General features: G+C 63.2%; 16 protein-coding genes. 14 read left to right on the plus strand and 2 right to left on the minus strand.

What is annotated here, in order from left to right; all coding sequences use genetic code 11:
* Position 1 precedes the first annotated feature (1 nt).
* The 3 genes from AX729_RS02755 to AX729_RS02765 are packed head-to-tail and all read left to right on the plus strand — an operon-like array spanning position 2 to position 4,705.
* Entirely contained in the window at positions 2-2,389 is a 2,388-nt protein-coding gene (locus AX729_RS02755) for a xanthine dehydrogenase family protein molybdopterin-binding subunit (RefSeq protein ID WP_061020373.1), read from the plus strand.
* 11 nt (positions 2,390-2,400) lie between these two features.
* Positions 2,401-3,198 carry an FAD binding domain-containing protein gene (locus AX729_RS02760; protein WP_061020374.1) on the plus strand — a complete coding sequence of 266 codons (798 nt, stop codon included), beginning with the start codon at positions 2,401-2,403 and terminating at the stop codon, positions 3,196-3,198.
* A 16-nt stretch (positions 3,199-3,214) separates the two neighbouring features.
* Positions 3,215-4,705: an amidase gene (locus AX729_RS02765; RefSeq protein WP_061020434.1), complete on the plus strand. Its 1,491-nt coding sequence runs from the start codon at positions 3,215-3,217 to the stop codon at positions 4,703-4,705.
* Between the two features lies 1 nt (position 4,706).
* On the opposite strand, the gene AX729_RS02770 is transcribed toward AX729_RS02765, so the two are convergent.
* Together AX729_RS02770 and AX729_RS02775 are read right to left on the minus strand one after the other, a co-directional pair.
* Positions 4,707-5,606: a LysR substrate-binding domain-containing protein gene (locus AX729_RS02770; RefSeq protein WP_018641158.1), complete on the minus strand. Its 900-nt coding sequence runs from the start codon at positions 5,604-5,606 to the stop codon at positions 4,707-4,709.
* A gap of 223 nt (positions 5,607-5,829) precedes the next feature.
* Entirely contained in the window at positions 5,830-6,285 is a 456-nt protein-coding gene (locus AX729_RS02775) for a MarR family winged helix-turn-helix transcriptional regulator (protein WP_061020375.1), read from the minus strand.
* Between the two features lie 247 nt (positions 6,286-6,532).
* Between AX729_RS02775 and AX729_RS02780 the strand changes: the two genes are divergently transcribed.
* From AX729_RS02780 to ureB, 11 genes are all read left to right on the plus strand, one after another.
* Complete coding sequence (locus AX729_RS02780; protein WP_061020376.1) at positions 6,533-7,582, plus strand: substrate-binding domain-containing protein; 1,050 nt, start codon at positions 6,533-6,535, stop codon at positions 7,580-7,582.
* A 65-nt stretch (positions 7,583-7,647) separates the two neighbouring features.
* Positions 7,648-8,886, plus strand: coding sequence for an urea ABC transporter substrate-binding protein (locus tag AX729_RS02785; RefSeq protein WP_061020377.1), 1,239 nt, complete (start codon positions 7,648-7,650; stop codon positions 8,884-8,886).
* 64 nt (positions 8,887-8,950) lie between these two features.
* Positions 8,951-9,817 (plus strand): branched-chain amino acid ABC transporter permease, encoded by an 867-nt coding sequence (locus AX729_RS02790; protein ID WP_061020378.1) that lies wholly within the window; start codon positions 8,951-8,953, stop codon positions 9,815-9,817.
* On the plus strand, positions 9,817-10,881 hold the full coding sequence (locus tag AX729_RS02795; protein WP_061020379.1) for a branched-chain amino acid ABC transporter permease: 1,065 nt from the start codon (positions 9,817-9,819) through the stop codon (positions 10,879-10,881). The genes AX729_RS02790 and AX729_RS02795 overlap by 1 nt, the downstream gene beginning before the upstream one ends.
* Positions 10,882-10,883: 2 nt before the next feature.
* Positions 10,884-11,612, plus strand: coding sequence for an ATP-binding cassette domain-containing protein (locus tag AX729_RS02800; RefSeq protein ID WP_061020380.1), 729 nt, complete (start codon positions 10,884-10,886; stop codon positions 11,610-11,612).
* Positions 11,609-12,310 carry an ABC transporter ATP-binding protein gene (locus tag AX729_RS02805; RefSeq protein ID WP_061020381.1) on the plus strand — a complete coding sequence of 234 codons (702 nt, stop codon included), beginning with the start codon at positions 11,609-11,611 and terminating at the stop codon, positions 12,308-12,310. The genes AX729_RS02800 and AX729_RS02805 overlap by 4 nt, the downstream gene beginning before the upstream one ends.
* 84 nt (positions 12,311-12,394) lie before the next feature.
* On the plus strand, positions 12,395-13,909 hold the full coding sequence (locus tag AX729_RS02810) for an amidase (RefSeq protein ID WP_061020382.1): 1,515 nt from the start codon (positions 12,395-12,397) through the stop codon (positions 13,907-13,909).
* Positions 13,909-14,211, plus strand: coding sequence for a putative quinol monooxygenase (locus AX729_RS02815; protein WP_061020383.1), 303 nt, complete (start codon positions 13,909-13,911; stop codon positions 14,209-14,211). Before AX729_RS02810 ends, AX729_RS02815 begins: the two co-directional genes overlap by 1 nt.
* A gap of 33 nt (positions 14,212-14,244) precedes the next feature.
* On the plus strand, positions 14,245-14,697 hold the full coding sequence (gene ureE, locus AX729_RS02820; protein ID WP_061020436.1) for an urease accessory protein UreE: 453 nt from the start codon (positions 14,245-14,247) through the stop codon (positions 14,695-14,697).
* Between the two features lie 4 nt (positions 14,698-14,701).
* On the plus strand, positions 14,702-15,367 hold the full coding sequence (locus AX729_RS02825; protein ID WP_245325029.1) for an urease accessory protein UreF: 666 nt from the start codon (positions 14,702-14,704) through the stop codon (positions 15,365-15,367).
* A gap of 16 nt (positions 15,368-15,383) precedes the next feature.
* Positions 15,384-16,082 carry an urease subunit beta gene (gene ureB / locus AX729_RS02830; RefSeq protein ID WP_082770320.1) on the plus strand — a complete coding sequence of 233 codons (699 nt, stop codon included), beginning with the start codon at positions 15,384-15,386 and terminating at the stop codon, positions 16,080-16,082.
* Positions 16,083-16,084: the final 2 nt, after the last annotated feature.

Here is a 16,084-nt window from a genome sequence, read left to right on the forward strand (position 1 = left end):
CATGGGCAACGTGATCGGTATCGGCGCCGCACCGAAGCGCAAGGAGGATCAGCGCTTCCTCACCGGCCGCGGCAACTACGTCTCGGACATCAAGCGCCCTGGCATGGCGGCCGGTGTGTTCGTGCGCTCGCCGCACGGACACGCGGTGTTGCGTGGCGTCGACAGGAGCGCGGCGCTGGCGGCACCGGGCGTCATCGCCGTGCTGACCGGCGACGACGTCAAGGCGGACGGCTTGGGATCGCTGCCCTGTGGCTGGGGCATTTCGGACGCGAAGGGCGTGCCGATGAAGGAGCCGCCGTTCCCGATGCTGGCGCAGGGCAAGGTGCGCTTCGTCGGCGACATGGTCGCCTTCGTCATTGCCGAGACGCCGGAGCAGGCGAACGCTGCTGCCGAACTCTTGAAGATCGACTACGAGGTGCTGCCGTCAGTAGTCGGCGTGCTCGAAGCCGTCAGGCCCGGCGCGCCGCAATTGTTCGACGACGTGCCGGACAACATCTGCTGCGACTGGGAGCTCGGCGACAAGGCGGCGGTCGAGACCGCGTTCAAGAAGGCTGTACATGTCGCCAGGCTCAGCCTGGTCAACAACCGCCTGATCGGCAACCCCATGGAGCCGCGTGCGGCGATCGCCGAATACGAGCCGGGCACCGATCGCTACACGTTGTGGACCACCAGCCAGTTCCCGCACGTCGTGCGGTTCCTGATGGGCGCGCTGGTACTGAACATCCCGCAGCACAAGCTGCGTGTGGTTGCGCCCGATGTCGGCGGCGGCTTCGGCGTGAAGCAGTTCCACTATGGCGAGGAGGCCGTGATCACCTGGGCTGCCAAGCGCGTGAAGCGGCCGGTGAAATGGGTCGCGAGCCGCTCGGAGGGTTACGTCTCCGACCGCCATGGCCGCGATCATGTCACGGAGGCCGAGCTCGCGCTCGATGAGACCGGAAAATTCCTCGCCTTCCGCGTCAACACGCTCGCCAATATGGGCGGTTATCTCTCGACCTTCGGACCGAACATTCCGACCAACCTGTATGGCCCGTTGCTGGGCGGTGTCTATACGACGCCCGCGATTTACTGCAACGTGAAGGTGGTGTTCACCAACACGGTCCCTGTGGACGCCTATCGCGGCGCGGGGCGTCCCGAGGCGACCTTCGTGCTGGAGCGCATCGTCGACGTCGCCGCGAGCGAGATGGGGATCGACCGCGTCGAGATCCGCCGGCGCAACATGATCCCGAAGGAGTCCTATCCCTATCAGACGCCGGTGCTGGTGCAGTACGATTCCGGCGATCCGATGGGCTGTCTCGACGGCGCGCTGGTCGCGGCCGACGTCAAGAATTTCGGCATCCGCAAGGCTGCCTCTGCAAGCAGGGGCAAATTCCGCGGGCTGGGCTATTCGACCTATGTCGAGGCCTGCGGCCTTGCGCCGTCGCGTTTCGCCGGACGGCTCGGCGCGCGCGGTGGCCTCTACGAGAGCGCCACGGTGCGCGTGCACCCCACCGGGCAGGTGACGGTCATGATCGGCACCCATAATCACGGCCAGGGGCACGAGACGACCTTCGCGCAGATCGTCTCTGAGAAGCTCGGCGTTCCCTTCGATAACGTCGACATTGTGTTCGGCGATACCGACCGCGTGCAGTTCGGCATGGGCACCTACGGCTCGCGCTCGCTGGTGGTCGGCGGCGCCGCGCTGTCCAAGGCGACCGACAAGGTCATCGTCAAGGGCAAGAAGATCGCGGCGCATCTGCTCGAGGCGGCCGAGGTCGACATCCAGTTCGAGGCCGGAAAGTTCTCGGTGGCAGGCACCGACCGCGTCAAGACCTTCGAGGAGATCGCGGGCGCGGCCTATGTGCCGCACAATTATCCGCTCGAAGTGCTGGAACCGGGGCTCGAGGAGCAGGCCTATTACGATCCGGTCAACTTCACCTATCCCGGCGGCTGCCACATCGCCGAGGTCGAGGTCGATCCGGAGACGGGCACGGTAACGCTGGTCAACTACACTGCGGTCGACGACGTCGGCACGGTGATCAATCCGATGATCGTCGAGGGGCAGTTGCACGGCGGCATCGTGCAGGGCGTCGGCCAGGCGCTGTTCGAGAATGCGGTCTATGACGAAGGATCGGGCCAGCTCCTGTCGGGCTCGCTGATGGATTACTGCATGCCGCGCGCCGATCATCTGCCCATGATGAAGGTCGCGACCCACTCCACGCTCTGCACGCATACGCCGATGGGCGTGAAGGGCTGCGGCGAAGTCGGGACCATCGGTTCGCCTGCCGCGGTCATCAACGCGGTGGTCGACGCGCTCTCGCATCTTGGCGTGACGCATGTCGACATGCCTGCGACGCCGAACCGCATCTGGCGCCTGCTGCAAAACGCGTCGCTTCCGGTCGCCGCGGAATAGGGAGGACAACAATGAAACCGTTTGCCTATCATCAGCCGGACCAGATCCCCGAGGCGGTCAAACTGCTGACCGCGATCGTGGACAGCAAGCTGGTCGCGGGCGGCATGACGCTGATCCCGACGCTCAAGCAGCGGCTGGCCAATCCGCCCGCGCTGATCGACCTTTCCAGGCTCGGGAGCCTCAGCGGCATCACCGACGACGGAGCGGCCGTCACCATCGGCGCGATGACGCCGCATGCGGTTGTTGCGGCATCGAAGGTGGTGCAGGCCAGGATCCCCGGGCTCGCGGCGCTCGCCTCCATGATTGGCGATCCGGCCGTGCGCAGCCGTGGCACGATCGGCGGCTCGGTCGCGAACAACGATCCGGCGGCCGATTATCCGGCCGGTGTGCTCGGTCTGGGCGCGACCATCATCACCAGCACGCGCGAGATCGAGGCAGACAAGTTCTTTCTCGGCCTTTTCGAGACCGCGCTTGATCCCGGTGAGATCATCACGGCGATCCGTTTTCCCGTGCCGGTCAAGGCCGGTTATGCGAAGTTCAAGGCGCCGGCCTCGCGCTATGCGTTGGTCGGCGTGTTCGTCGCCAAATTTGCCGATGGTGTCCGTGTCGCCGTGACCGGCGCAGGTTCAGGCGTTTTTCGTGTGCCGCCGATGGAGGCAGCCCTGTCGACCAATTTCGATCCCTCGGCCATCGCCGCGATCAAGATCGATACGGACGGTCTGACCTCCGACATCCACGCCGAAGCCGATTACCGTGCCCATCTGGTCACGGTCATGGCGAAGCGCGCCGTCGATGCGGCCTTGAGCTGAAGTTTTGGGATCGATGATGACTGATGGTTCCGGCCGTACGGCCTATCCGCCGGCGCCGACTGGCCTTGGCGTGCTCTCTGCAACCGAGATCATGGCCGGCTACCGGCGCAAGGCGTTCACCCCGCGCGACGTCGTCGACGATACCATTGCGGCTCTTCAGGCGACGAACGAAGCCTGCAATGCGGTAGTGACGCCGATGTACGACCAGGCGCGGGCGGACGCCGACCGGCTCACTCGGGACATGCAGGCGGGCGAGATGAAGGGCGCGCTGGCCGGCGTGCCTGTGACCATCAAGGATCTCGTCTTCGTCGCGGGGGTGCCGGCCTATGGCGGCTCGCCGATGAACAAGAGCTTCGTGCCGGAGGCCGATGCTGCCGTGGTGTCGGCGCTGAAGGCAGCCGGCGCGATCATCACCTGCAAGACCACGACCTGCGAGTCCGGCTACAAGCTGACCGCCGACAGCCCCGTCACCGGCACGACTCGCAATCCCTGGAACCCCGGTCGCACCAGTGGCGGGTCGAGCGGCGGCGCGGCAGCGGGTGTGGCTGCCGGCTGCGGGCCGATCGCGATCGGTACCGATGGCGTCGGATCGATCCGCGTGCCTTCGTCATTCTGCGGCGTATTCGGGCTCAAGCCGACCTTCGGGCTCGTGCCGCGTTCGCCCGGCTTTTCGCCGCCGTCCTGGGCGTCGCTCGCGCATACCGGGCCGATCACGCGCACGGTGGCTGATGCCGCGCTCACGCTGGAAGTCATCGCCGGCTACGATCTGCGCGATCCGGCAAGCCTGCCGGTGTCTGCGCGTCACTTCGATGCCGGCGCCGCGCCATTGAACGGCATCCGCATCGGCGCCAGCGCCGATCTCGGCTATGCTGCGGTCAGCTCCGACGTGCGGGCGGCATTCGGCAAGGCGCTCGCCGTTCTCGAATCCTGCGGCGCGCAAGTCGCGATGGACGGCCCAGGCCTCGATCCCGACATTCTCGAGCACACTCTGAAGCCGATCGCCTTCATCGAACAAGCCGCGGCGGTCGCTACCAAGACGCCGTTCGATCTCGCAGGCTCGGAGGCCGCCTACCGCGACCTCGTCAGCGCCGGTCGACACTATAGCGGCACGGACTATATCGAAGCCGGCTATCGCCGCGGGCAGGCACGCTCCGCCTTCGTCAAGCTGTTCGAGCGCGTCGATGCCTTGGTGACGCCGACGGTCGCAGTAACCGCGTTCGAAGCCGGCCAGATCGGCGTCGACAACATCGACGGCAGCAAGGTCGATCCTCATCTCGGCTGGTCGCCCTTTACGTGGCCGATCAATCTCGCCGGGCTCCCGGCGGCAACGCTCCCTTGCGGCTTCGATCGCGATGGGATGCCTATCGGCCTGCAGATCGTCGCGCCCTGGCTCGATGAGCCCACCATCTTCCGCATCGCCGCGGCGTTCGAGGCGGCGCAACCCTGGGCGAGGTTCTGGCCGCAGTTGGCCCTGGACCATCAGGGGCCCGCGCGGGCGAAGGTGTGAGCTAGGACAGCTCGATCGGCGCGCCGCGGCCGCTGAGCTCTTCGTCGAGGCGAAGATAGTGCGCGAGATAGTCGTGCAGCGCGGTCGCCGCCTTCGAGGTGGCTCCGCTGGATTTGTAGAGCAGCAGCTCGATCTTCGGCAGCGGTGGAAGGCCTTCGTTCGGCCCGATCTCGCGCATCGCCGGCACCAGCGCGCTACGCCCGAGCACGGTAACGGCCATGCCCGCGAAGGCCGCGGCCTGGAGGCCGCCGACGCTTTCGCTGACACAGGCGATGCGCCAGCGCAGGTTTGCGCGTTCCAGCGTGTCAATGGCGTAGTCGCGGTAGATGTTGCCGGGCGGGAGCAGCGCCAGCGGAATGGGGCGTTCCTGGTGTGCGGCGGACTGCTCGCCGGTCATCCAGACCAGTTGTTCGCGCCGCACCACCTGGCCGCCGGTGAAATCGTTCATGCGCGTGACGAGCGCGATGTCGACATCGCCGCGTTTGACGAGGCCAACCAGTGGCGTCGAAAGCGCGCAGTTGAGCTCGACCTGGACGCGGGGGAAGGATTTTCGGAACACGCTGAGGATCTGCGGCAGCATGAAGGCGGCGTAGAGGTCGGGCGTGCCGAGCACGACCTGACCCTCGATTTCCTGTGACGCCAACTGCGAGATCAGCTCGTCATGCAATCTCAGGATGGATTTGGCGTAGGTGAGGACAGTGGTGCCGTCGTCGGTCAACGTCAGCCGGCGGCCGCCATGCTCGAACAACTGCTTGCCGGTCAGTTCCTCCAGCCGCTGCAATTGCAGGGTAATCGCCGGCTGGGTGCGGCCCAGCCGGCGCGCGGTCTCGGTGATGCTGCCGGTCTCGACCACCGAGATCAGCGACCGGAGCATGCGGATGTCGAGGCTGATAAGGTTCATGCGGCGTCCATGTCGCCCAGAATTTATGCAAGTTCCGTGCTACCTTCTCGCGAGCTTGTCGATGAGGGTCTTGTCGGTGTTCGCCGGCGCGAGGAGAAATGGCGTCGCTGCCATCGCAATCGCCGCTGACACAATGGTGGCCTTCGATCACAATGTTAAAGGCTGGAGTTAGGGGGATCGGACTGCACTCCGGGGCTACGAAGTAGCCCGCGGGTGAAGGCCATCAATCGTGGATGAGTGTTTCTCGTCCGCGAACAGGGGACGAATGTGCAGCGGCACGATCACTAAGCAGCTCGGAGAGCAGGCTCGTCAGAACTGTGGCATCTGAAGCGCCCAGCCTGTTCAAGAGTTTCTGTTGAATGGAATTGATAACTGGTCCGATGTCCCTGAATTGCTCTGCCCCACGCTGCGAGAGGAAAATCAGGACCCTGCGCCGGTCATGTGGATCGGGAGCGCGATAGACCTGTGTCGACTCGACCATTCTGTCGATGATCTTTGTGAGCGTAGGACCGTCGATCAAGAGGCGGGTGGCCAGATCGCCCATCGGCAGCCCGTTTTGTTCGGTCAGCGCCTCAAGCACGCGGTACTGGTGAATGGATATGCTTCGTGGCTTGAGCTCCGCTTCCAGCATCTGCTCAAGCCGGCGATTCACACCTCGGATGAGTTCGGGGAGGTCCACGTTGCACCCTCAGCGGAATTATTTGACAATTCAATATTTGCCTTGGAATGTAACGAGGGGCAAGCGAAAAGCAGGATTGTGGGCGGGTGCCTAGGGAAGGGGCTGTTGCATCGGCTCGCGCCCCGAAAAAAGGCAGTTCCCTCCAGGATCGAAGTGTTTTCGTGGTCAAAGGGGCAGTAGCGGCACAGGATCGCCGTTGGCACGATTCGTGAGTGTCCTGCGCACGGCAAGTGCGGAGACACCACCGTTGCGTAGCGTCCGGATATGTCTGCTCATACCGCAGAACGGCGCTGCGGGGCTTTGGGCCCCGTCGGCTGAGGCGTGCGGGCGCCTGGCCGTGGACGAGATCAACGGAATGTCCGGAATTTTGCGACGTCACGTCGAATTGCACGTCGTGAACGCCGGAGAAACCGGCCCGAGCGCGGGCCAAGCCGCGCGCGATGCAATCGAAATCGATTGTGTCGACGGTATCGTCGGGATGTTGCCGAGCTTCGCGCGGGACTTCGTGGCGCGCGCGGCCCGCGGTCGCGTCCCGTTCATATACACCCCGCAATTCGAGGGCAGCTCATCGACGTTGAACGTCATGGCGACCGGTGAGACGGCTGAAGAGCTTCTTGCTCCAGCGGTTCAATGGCTTTCGGAATCGAAGCGTGCCCGCCGCTATTTCCTTTGCGGCAACGACTACATATGGCCTCGCTCGTCGCTTCAGATCGCGCGCACGTTGATTGCACGCTTCGGCGGTACGGTGACGGGTGAGTACTATCTGCCGGTCGGCCAGCACGACTTCGACGAGATACTGGAGGGGATCAAGGCAACGCGTTCGGACGTCGTTCTCCCGTATTTCCTGGGCTTCGATTGCATCGCATTCAATCGCGCCTTCTGTGCGGCGGGGTTGAGTTCGCGCGCGCTGCGGTTTTCCTCGGCGATCGACGAGACCGTGGCATACGGCCTCAATGTAAATGAGACCGAGAATCTCTACGCCGCTTCGAGCTACTATGGCTCGATCCGCTCACGCAACAATGGCGCGTTTCTCGAGCGCTATCATACGGCGTTTGGCGATAGTCCGCCTCCCGTGAATGCCTTCGGTCAGTCCTGCTACGAAGGCATCTACTCGCTCGCGGCCTTGATCGAGGAGGCCGCCAGTCTCGACGCCCGCAAGTTGACGCGTCTCTACGGAAGGACGTTCCAGCGGCGCACGGCGCGAGGCGATCAGGCCCAGTCCGTGGTCGGCGGCCGTCATCCCATCTATCTGGCGCAGCTCGATGGATACGATTTCTCGATCTTTGCGCGGCGATAAATCACTTGCTTTTTCAATTATTGTATTCTTAATATTTTCCATCTCAAGAACTGATGGGGACGTTTATGACTTTCTCGCGCCGCCGCTTCCTTCACCACTCAGCCATCGCAACGACGACTTTGATTGCGGCGCCTGCGGTCTTTCGCTCCGGCGCGCTCGGTGCCGAAAACCCGATCGTCGTCGGCAGCCTCCATGACCAGTCCGGTCCAATCGCCGCGTCCGGCACGCCGATGGTCTATGCGCTTCAACTCGCCGTGGACGAGATCAATGCCGGCGGCGGGTTGTTGGGACGCCCGTTGAAGGTCATCCACTACGACACCCAGTCGAACATTCAGATGTATTCGCAATTCGCGCAGCAGCTTGCTGTGAAAGACAAGGTCGATGTCGTCCATGGCGGCATCACTTCGGCCTCGCGCGAGGCGGTACGTCCGACCTTCGACCGTTTCAAGGTGCTGTATTTCTACAATGTTCTCTACGAAGGGGGCGTCTGTGATCGCAACACCTTCTGCACCGGCACAACGCCTGCTCAGACCGTGGAAAAGCTGGTCCCGAGCGCGATGAAGAAGGCGGGCAAGAAGGCCTACATCATTGCCGCCGACTACAATTACGGTCAGATCACCGCGAAGTGGATGACGAAGTACGTCAAGGACAATGGCGGTGAGGTGCTGTCGACCGACTTCTTCCCGCTCGACGTCACCAATTTCGGCACGACCATCTCGAAGATCCAGGCGGCGAAGCCCGACCTCATCCTGTCGGCGCTGGTCGGCGGAAATCATACGGCCTTCTATCGGCAATGGACCTCGGCCGGCATGAAAGGCAAGATTCCGATCGCGTCGACCACTTTCGGTCTCGTCAACGAGCCGACCACACTCGATGCAGCCGAAAGCGATTCCATTCTCGGCGCCTACGGCTACTTCGAGGAGCTCACCACGCCGGCCTCGAAAAGCTTCGTCGAGAAGATCAAGAAGGCCCATCCGGACTCGCCCTATGTCAGCGAGCTGGCTGCCTGCACCTATGAGGGCGTCATGCTTTGGGCCGCTGGCGTGAAGAAAGCCGCCAGCATCGATCGCATGAAGGTGATTGCCGCGCTGGAGGACGGGATCGCTTTCGATGGCCCGAGCGGCAAGGTCACCCTGGACAAGCCGACCCATCATACCACCCGAAATGCGTTCCTCGCCGAGGTGAAGGATCGCAAATGGTCGGTGCTCGAGAGTTACTCCGACGTCAAGCCGGCCGACACGGCGAGCGTCTGCGATCTCGTCAAGAACCCGAACGACACCAAGCAGTACATCATCAATCTCTAACGTTTGCCGGGCCTCGCCACCGGCGGGGCCCGTGACTTCTTCGAGGGACCGGAAGAATCCAACAATGGCGATCTACCTCATCGTCGCGCTCGACGTCCTGAACGGGATATCGTCGCTGTTCCTGTTGTGCCTCGGATTGGCGATCATCTTCGGCATGATGAAGATCATCAACCTCGCCCATGGCGAGTTCATCATGCTCGGCGCCTATGCGACCGTCATATCGGCCAATGCGGGCGTCAATATCTGGATCGCGATGCTGGTCGTTGCTCCGCTCTTCGTCGGTCTCGTCGGTCTCGTCATCGAGCGGTGTCTCATTCGCTTTCTCTACGGTCGCCTCGTCGATTCGATGCTCGCGACCTGGGGGCTCAGCCTTCTCATCATCGGGATCGTCACTACGATCTACGGCAACACTCAGCAGGGCGTGCCGACTCCTCTCGGCGGCTTCTCCATCGGTTCGTATCAGTCGAGCTATTACACGCTGTTCCTGGCCGGAATGGCGGTCGTGATGATGGCCGTGGTCTACGGCGTGATGAGCTACACTCGCTTCGGCCTGATCGCCCGCGCGACCATGCAGAACCCGGCGATGGCGGCCACGCTGGGCGTCAATCCGGCGCGGGTCTACATGAGCACGTTCGCGGTCGGAGCGGCCATCACAGGGCTCGCCGGAGGCCTGCTGGCCCCGGTTTCGGGCATCACGCCCGGCATGGGCGGCGCCTATGTCGCCAAGGCCTTCATGACAGTCGTCGGGGGAGGCGCCGCCATTCTGTCGGGGACGATGTCGGCGGCGAGCCTGTTCGGTGCTGTCAATCAGGTCGGCGCCTTCTTCACCACGCCGGTCTATGGCGAGGTCCTGGTGTTCACGGCCGCAATCGTGCTGATCCGCCTGCTGCCGCAGGGAATTTCCGGCCGCTTCTTCAAGGGGAATCTGTAATGACCATCCGCTTTCGCCTTGTGGCTCAGGCGGTTGCCGTGCTCGTCGCGATCATCGCGATCGTGCTGATCCCGAGCGTCATCGAGCTGTTCGCAATGATGCAGTTGACGTTGTTCGCGGCGATGGCGGTGCTGGCGCTCAGCCTTGCTTTCATCTGGGGCTTTGGCGGTATCCTGTCGTTCGGACAGACGGCGTTCTTTGGCCTCGGCGGCTATGCCTACGCGATATCAGCGATCAATTTCCAGGATTCGACGCCGTCGATCCTGCTTGCCATTATCGTTCCCGCGTTGTTCGCCGCGATCCTCGGCTACTTCATCTTCTTCGGGCGTATCTCCGACGTCTATCTCGGCGTGATCACGCTCACCGTGACTCTGATCCTGTTCAACTGCGTCAACTCGACTTCGGGCGACGAGTACAGGATTGGCAAGGCATTGCTCGGCGGCTTCAATGGCATGCCGGCGGTGCCGACCTTCAACGTTCCATTCTATCCGGACCAAATCCTGTCGCCCGAACAATCCTGGTGGGTGACGGGCGGGACGTTGCTCGGGATATTCCTGCTGCTGCGTCTGCTGCTGTCTCTGCCGGCTGGACGCGTCATCGTGGCGGTGCGTGAGAACGAGGTTCGTGCCTCGCTGCTCGGTTACGATCCGCGCAAGGTCAAGCTGCTCACTTTCATTCTGAGCGGCGCGATCGCGGGGCTTGCCGGTGCGCTCTACGTCAACTGGGGCGCGTTCGTCGGGCCGACCATCTTCAGCCTGTCACTGTCGGCGGAGATCATCATCTGGATCACGGTGGGCGGGCTTGGCACGTTGCTGGGTCCAATCGTTGGCTGCGTGCTCATCGAATACATCGTTGCCTATATCGGCTCGCAGCAGGCTCTGAATTCCAACCTCGTGCTCGGCGCCGTACTGGTCGTCTTCGTGCTGCTGCTTCCCAAGGGACTGGTGCCGACGGCGCGCGACCTGCTGATGCGGCTCGGGCCCGCACCGAAACCGAAGGCGCAACTCGCAGACGAGCAGTTGCCGCCGCCGGTGGCCGCGTCCCACATGGCCGGAGCCGAATGACGATGGCGGACCTCGTACCCCTGCTCAAGGCCGAGCACCTCACGATGCGTTTTGGCGGCGTGGTCGCCAATGACGACATCACCTTCACTTTGGAAGAGATGGAGCTGCGCTGCCTGATCGGGCCCAATGGCGCCGGCAAGAGCACTTTCTTCAAGACGCTGACTGGACAGCTCGTGCCGACCTCGGGTGCGATTGCGTTTCGAGGCCAGCCGATCGCCGGCAAGCTGTCGCACGAGATCGCTCGCATGGGAATCGGCATCAAGACCCAGGTGCCGAACGTCTTCAACGGTCTGTCGGTGCGAGAGAACATCTGGCTCGCTGTTCGGCGGAAAGCGACACCGCGCGCCCAGGGGCCCGCGGTCGATGCGGTCTTGCAGATGATCCGGTTGTCGGATCATGCCGACCGCATCGTGGCGACGCTGTCACACGGCCAACGGCAGTGGGTCGAGATCGGCATGGTGCTTGCGGCCGAGCCGGAGTTGATCCTGCTCGACGAGCCCGCCGCCGGGATGACCGACGAGGAGACCCTGCACACTGCCGCCATCATCCGCGAGATCAACCAGACCCGGGCCATCATCGTTGTCGAGCACGACATGGAGTTCATCAAGCAGATCGCGAAGAAGGTGACGGTCTTTCATCAGGGGCGGGTGCTGGTCGAAGACACCGTGGACAAGGTCCTGGCAGATCAGCGCGTGCGCGACGTCTATCTCGGCAAGAAGGTGGCGGCATGAGCACCCTTCTCGAGGTGCGGGATTTGCGATCCGGCTACGGCCGCATTCCAATCCTGTTTGGTCTCGACATGACGGTTCAGGATGGCGAGTATCTCGGCATTCTCGGCCACAACGGGATGGGCAAGACCACGACGCTGCGTGCGCTGATGGGGCATTTGCCGACGACGGGTGGCACCGTCACGCTCTCCGGCAAGCCGATCACCCATCTCAAGCCGCACGAACGGTCCAGGCTCGGGATCGGGCTGGTGCCGCAAGGACGAGAGATATTTCCTGACCTGAGCGTCCTCGAGAACCTGCGAATGGGCCTGGCGGCGGCGCCGAAGGAGGATCGATCGGTCATCGACGCGGTGCTTCAGGACTTTCCGCGCCTGGTGCGACTGCTCGACCGGCGTGGTGGGGCCCTGTCGGGCGGTGAGCAGCAATTGCTGGCATTGGCGCGCTGTCTCTGCACGAAGCCCCGGCTGATCCTGCTGGACGAGCCCACCGAGGGTATCCAGCCATCGATCATCGAAGAGATCGTCGAGACGCTGCTCGCGCTGAAGAAGCGGTGGAACATGTCGCTGATCGTTGTCGAGCAGAACCTCGAGTTCATCACCTCACTGTCGGACCGGATCCTCAATATCCAGAAGGGGCGCATCACCGGCGAGCTCGACCGGGAAAGCCTTCTGGTTCGGGACGGCGCCATGCATCCAACCTAGGTTCAGTTTCCGGCGCGGCTGCGCCGGTCGTTACGATCGCTGGTTCTCTTGCTGCCGGCTTGTTCTCACAAGAAAGGATGACTTATGTCTATCAAACGCCCGACTGCCGAAGATGTCGCCGAGCTCGCCGCGAGCCTGCACATGAACATGACGGTCGAAGAAGCCGGAAGCTATCTTGCGCTGATGGGCGGGATGTTCGACGCGTACGACGTCATCGACGAGCTGCCGAACCCGCTGCCACCCGTCAAATATCCGCGCACGCCCGGCTCCAAGCCGATGCCGAAAGACAACAAATACGGCGCGTGGGCGATCAAGACCGAGGTCAAGGGCGCAGCCACCGGCAAGCTCGCGGGTCGCACCATCGTGCTGAAGGACAACGTCGCCTTGGCCGGCGTCCCCATGATGAACGGCTCGACCACGCTCGAGGGCTTCATTCCCGCCGCCGACGCAACGATCGTGACCCGCATTCTCGATGCCGGCGGCACCATTGTCGGCAAGGCCGTGTGCGAGCATTTCTGCCTGTCGGGCGGCAGCCACACCTCCAATCCCGCGCCGGTTCACAATCCGCTCAAGATGGGCTATTCGGCCGGCGGCTCCTCGTCGGGAAGCGCCGCGCTGGTCGCAGCCGGCGAGGTCGACATGTCGATCGGCGGCGATCAAGGCGGCTCGATCCGTATCCCGGCATCCTATTGCGGCATCTACGGCATGAAGCCGACGCACGGGCTCGTGCCGTATACGGGCGTGATGCCGATCGAATCGACCATCGACCACACCGGCCCGATGACGGCCAACGTCGCCGACAACGCGCTGTTGCTGGAGGTGCTGGCCGGCCCCGACGGACTCGATCCACGCCAATATGCGCCGAAGGTCACGAGCTACACCGAGATGCTCCGCAAGGGCGTCAAGGGCATGAAGATCGGAATCCTCAAGGAAGGATTTGCCGTTGCGAACATGCAGGAAGGCGTCGCGTCCAAGGTGAAGGCCGGCGCAGAGCGGTTCGCCAAGCTCGGCGCCAGCGTGTCGGAAGTGTCGATTCCCGAACATCTTCATGCACTCGCGGCCTGGAACCCGATCACGCTGGAAGGATTCCTGGTCCAGATGATGATCGGCAACGGCATGGGCTTCAACTGGAAGGGTCTCTATGACGTGGGCCTGCTCGACGCCCATTCCGGTTGGCGTGCGCGTGCCGACGACCTGTCGGAAACGCTCAAGCTCACCATGCTGGTCGGGCAGTGGGGCGTCAGCCATTATCGCGGTCGTTACTATGCCAAATCACGCAACATCGCGATCGCCGCCAAGGCGGCCTATGATGCGGTATTCGGCTCCTACGATCTGCTGCTGATGCCCACCTTGCCCTGTGTCGCCACGCCGATCCCGGCCAAGGACGCGCCGCTTGCCGAGATCGTCGAGCGTGCCTTTGAAATGACGGCCACGACCAGTCCGTTCGACGTAACCGGCCATCCCGCGATGACCATTCCCTGCGGCCTGTCGGACGGCCTTCCGGTCGGCCTGATGCTGATCGCCAAGGACTATGACGAGGCGACCATCTATCAGGCGGCCAGCGCGTTCGAAGCCGACGGTGATTGGAAGAAATTCTGATGATCACCATCACCGCCGTCATCAAGGCAAAGTCCGGCCACGAGGTGACGATGCGCGACGCGTTGGTGGCCGTCGCCGAAAATGTCGCGGCCAACGAGCCGGACACGATCGGATTTTTCATCTCGCAGAGCGAGGAAGATCCGTGTGTGTTCACGACGTACGAGCGATTTGCCGACAAGGCCGCGATGGATCGCCACAACAGTTCGGCGGTCGTCGCGACCTTCTTCGGAATTGCCAAGTCCATCCTGGATGGCGAGGTCACCTTGGTGACCTCGAAGGAGGTGTCGGCAACAATGCGGTGAGCCGGTTCCATTGGTCATTTGCGGGAGGGTATCGTGACGTTACGGCTTCACGGCATCATCGGACGATCCGACGACGCGGCCTATGCAGGCCGTCTCCACCACGTCGAGCATCATGGCGGGATCGAGCTCCTGTTCGTGCCGCCGTCCGACGTCGGCCGCAAGCGCTTTCGCTTGACGACCGATCGCGGAACCGATTGCGCCGTCAGCCTGGACCGGGACGAGGATCTGGTCGACGGGGCGCTGCTATTTCTCGCACATGATCGCGCCATCATCGTCCGCTTCGGCGAGCAAGAATGCTGGCGATTGAAGCCAGTCAACCAAGCTGCCGCGCTGAAGCTCGGCTGGAATGCCGGCAACCTGCATTGGCGGGTTCGTTTCGAGGGCGATCTCCTTGTTGTCCTGCTGGACGGGCCGCTCGACACTTACCGGGCACGGATCAGGCCGCTGCTCGAGGCGGGCGAGATCGTGGAGAGCGATGCTGTTTGACAGATTGCAGACGCTGGCTTTGTTGCAGCTCGGGGACAGTGCCTATCCGGCTGGCGGCTTTGCATTCTCCTGGGGGCTGGAAGGACTTGCTGCGGACGGCATGCTTGTCAATCGCAGCGAGCTCGACCGGATTATTGCGGACCAGCTCGAGCGACGCTGGGCAAGCATGGACCGTATTCTGCTGCGCCAGGCCTTTCAGGCAGACGATTGTGCGGCCATCGCGCGCGTGGATCGCCTGGCTGAGGCGGCAACACCTTCGGCCGAAATGCGGGAAGGATCGCGGCGGGCGGGCAGGGCGCTGCTCGGGGTATGGTCAAAGCTCGACGGACCGCTATCGGCCGCTTACCGCAGCCTGGTGTCGTCGGACACCAGGCTCGGCCATCTGGCCATTGTGCAGGCCATCGTCGGCCGGGACGCGGGGCTCAGCCTGGAGGCAGCAGAACTGGTCTCGGGCTGGACACTCGTGACCGGCCTCGTCAGCGCCGCCGCCCGGCTCGGGATTGTCGGCCACATCGAGGCGCAGCGCAGCCAGGACGCCGCACGCATGTTGCTGGCGGGCTTGCTCGAGGAAACGCCGCCTCCCGATGCATTGCCAGCGAGCTTCACGCCGTTCATCGACATCGCGGTTTCGCGCGGACCGCTGCGACATGTCCGCATGTTCACGACATGAGAGAGGGTGCTTTCCCATGATGAATCTTTCACCGACCGAGATGGATCGCCTCGTCATCTTCAATGCCGCACAAATGGCACGCCGCAATCGGTCGCTTGGGATCCGGCTGAGCCATCCCGAGGCGGTCGCCTACATTACGGACGAGGTCATGACCGCGGCGCGCCGTAACATGCCTTATGCGGAGATCCGCGACATGGCAGGCCGATTGTTGACGTCGGACGATGTCGAGCCCGGCGTCGGGCAGATGATTCCGATGCTCTATATCGAATGCATGTTCGCTGAAGGAACCAAGGTGATGGCGCTTTTCGAACCGGTCGGTCCCAGTGACACATCCATCGCAGACGATATCGTGCCCGGTGAGATCATCGCCGGTGGTGGAGACATCGAGAGCTTCGCAGGCCTTGCCGCGATCACGATCGATGTCACGAATACCGGCGACCGTGACGTTCAGGTCCGCAGCCACACCCATTTCTTCGAGGTCAATCGCGCCTTGCTCTTCGATCGCGCGGCAGCCTGGGGCATGAAGGTCGACCGTCCCGCGGGCGCCGGTATCCGCTTCGAGCCGGGGGTCACCAAGTCCGTGCGGCTTGTTCCGATTTCGGGTGATCGCGTTGTGCATGGGCAGGCGGGCCTCGTAAACGGCTCGCTGGATGCGCCATCCGCGAGGGATGATGCGCTGAAGCAGGCTCGCGCCCGCGGCTATCTGGGAGCCTGACC

Source organism: Bradyrhizobium sp. CCH5-F6, assembly GCF_001556045.1.
GTDB lineage: Bacteria > Pseudomonadota > Alphaproteobacteria > Rhizobiales > Xanthobacteraceae > Bradyrhizobium.